This window comes from Candidatus Magnetaquicoccus inordinatus, from assembly GCF_004217665.1.
GTDB lineage: Bacteria > Pseudomonadota > Magnetococcia > Magnetococcales > Magnetaquicoccaceae > Magnetaquicoccus > Magnetaquicoccus inordinatus.
This window is the reverse complement of record NZ_RXIU01000356.1, coordinates 1-2,147: the sequence shown is the minus strand read 5'-3', so window position 1 is coordinate 2,147 and position 2,147 is coordinate 1. Positions and strand designations below refer to the sequence as shown.

Annotated in this window: 3 protein-coding genes; 2 read left to right on the top strand and 1 reads right to left on the bottom strand. The window is 54.7% G+C overall.

Annotated elements, in window-relative coordinates:
• Nucleotides 1–182 (top strand): hypothetical protein (locus tag EJP87_RS18715; RefSeq protein WP_227657697.1); only part of this gene is annotated, 182 nt, incomplete at its 5' end.
• A 551-nt stretch (nt 183–733) separates the two neighbouring features.
• On the opposite strand, the gene lhgO is transcribed toward EJP87_RS18715, so the two are convergent.
• Entirely contained in the window at nt 734–1,945 is a 1,212-nt protein-coding gene (gene lhgO / locus EJP87_RS15575) for an L-2-hydroxyglutarate oxidase (RefSeq protein WP_193771447.1), read from the bottom strand.
• On the opposite strand from lhgO, the gene EJP87_RS18710 reads away from it, so the two are divergent.
• A partial coding sequence (locus tag EJP87_RS18710) for a hypothetical protein (protein WP_227657696.1) occupies nt 1,944–2,147 on the top strand: 204 nt, incomplete at its 3' end. The two genes, lhgO and EJP87_RS18710, sit on opposite strands and share 2 nt — an antisense overlap.

The following is a 2,147-nucleotide window of genomic DNA, read 5'->3' as shown; positions in this document are numbered from 1 at the left end:
AGGTCCAGGAGGAGATTATCTCCTCCTGGTGGGTGCAGGGCAAAGCCCTGCTGGTAATGTGCGGCGTTTTACAAAAGCGAATGCGTAGCATTCGCGCACGCCGCACAGATTTGTGCCCCACAGGGGCACTCTTTGGGATAGCGGACGCCCGACATGCACAGTTTCGCTTGTGGCAACAGTGAGGAAATTGGCAAATGCGATTGCCCTGGGTTCGCGCTGGCTTGCCAGCTCTACCCCCATGGGGATATGGTACGAATTGGCGCAAAAATGCGCGCCCATCCGCACAGCTTGCTTCCATTGAGCGCGCCGCACCGACGCAAAAAGCGCGTCGGCTGAGTGTGAAAAGCGTGCCAAAGGCAAAAAATTAAGTAACTATTCAGGTTTGTGCTGGCTCGCCAAATCTACCCGGTTTGCGATGACTCGCCAACTCTACCCCCATGGGGATTCTGTGCGGATTGGCGCAAAAAAGCGCGCCAATCCGCACAGCTTGCTTCCATTAGGCGCTTAAGCCGACGCAAAAAGCGCGTCGGCTTAGTTTGAAAAGCGCGCCAAAGGCAAAAGATTAAAAGATTAAAAGCAAAATCCCAGGGATTCCATCCCTGGACCCGGCCAGGGAGGTGCCCTCCCTGGACCCGCAGTTGCTTTTGGTGGTGAATAGTTACAAAATTAAAAGCAAAATCCAAAGGATTCCATCCCTGGATCCGCAGTTGTTTTGGGTGCTGAATAGTTATGTTCAGAGATCCTGCAGAGCCAGCCGGGCAAAGGCAAAAGAGCTGGTAAAGGCGGGTGAGATGCTGTTGAGAATATGCAGGGAACGGTTGCTGCGGAGAATCTTAAAATCCATTTCCAGCCGATTTTCCCGCTTGTTATAGAGCTGCGGACGGATTCCCACCTTGCCACAGGGTACAAGATGGTGGCTGCGCACTCCCGGTACCAGGGCGGCGGCCGCCTCGGCAAAACCACTCCGCCGCAAAGTGTGCAGCTCGCGCCAGGCATGTTGGGCAAGACCTTGCACATTGCCAGCCAGCAGCCTGCTCAGGTGCAGGGCGATGTTTCCCGCATCTCTGGCCTCGATACCGCGGCTTCCCTGGTAGTGTTCGCGTCCCAGAGCGGGCATTGCCGAGGGGCCAACCCAGATTTTACCTTCCAGAGAGCGGGTAAAATGGATACCCAAAAAGGGCATGCGACTATCTGGAACCGGATAGATCAAGCCGCGAATGGGCAAATCGGCCTGTTCCGAGAGTTGAAAATAGCGTCCCCGGAACGGCAGCATGGTATATTCCAATCCCACCTGACACTGGTGGGCAATACGGTCCACATGGGCGCCAGCAGCATTGAACAGCATGCCAAAAGCATAATTTTTTTGCGCGGTTTGCAGCAGGCCCTGTTGCAGATCAATCTGTTGTACTCTGCTGTTAAAGCAGAGGGTGACTCGTGGATCGTTTTGCAGTTCGCCCAGCAGTGCTTGCAAGACCGTTTTGCTTTGGATCACCGCCGTATCGGGCAGGTAGAGCCCCGCACAGGCACGAGCGGCAGGTTCAATTTTGCCCACTTCGGCGGGCAACAACCTTTCAGCCGTGATCCCCAGACGGGCTGCGCGCTGTTGAAAAACTGTAAATTGCGACTCCTGTTCGGCGGTGGGTGCGAGAATCAATTTACCCATACGGGCTACAGGCAAAGCATGTTCCTGACAATAGGCAAACAGCTCTTTGGCGCCGCTGGCACAGATTTGAAATTTGACCGACTCTTCGGGATAATAGATGCCCGAGTGCAGCACACCGCTGTTGCGACCGCTGGCATGGATACCCACCTGGTTCTCTTTTTCCAAGAGTAACAGCGATTGTTGTGGAAACTGTCGGCGCAGTTCCCGCGCCAAAGATAAGCCGACAATTCCCGCTCCGATGAGCAGAAAATCGACCTTGTCGGTGGTGGAGAAGGAGGGCATGATGGGCGCTGCTCTTTTGGCTGAAAAGGGGATAACGAAGCTGGTCTGGAGCATCCCTTTTCAGCGCAGTCTCTGTCAAGAGTTGATCGTTTGTGCCACAGGGCGAGCCCATTTTTGTTTTTTTAGTAACTATTCACCACCCAAAACAACTGCGGGTCCAGGGAGGGCACCTCCCTGGCCGGGTCCAGGGATGGAATCCCTG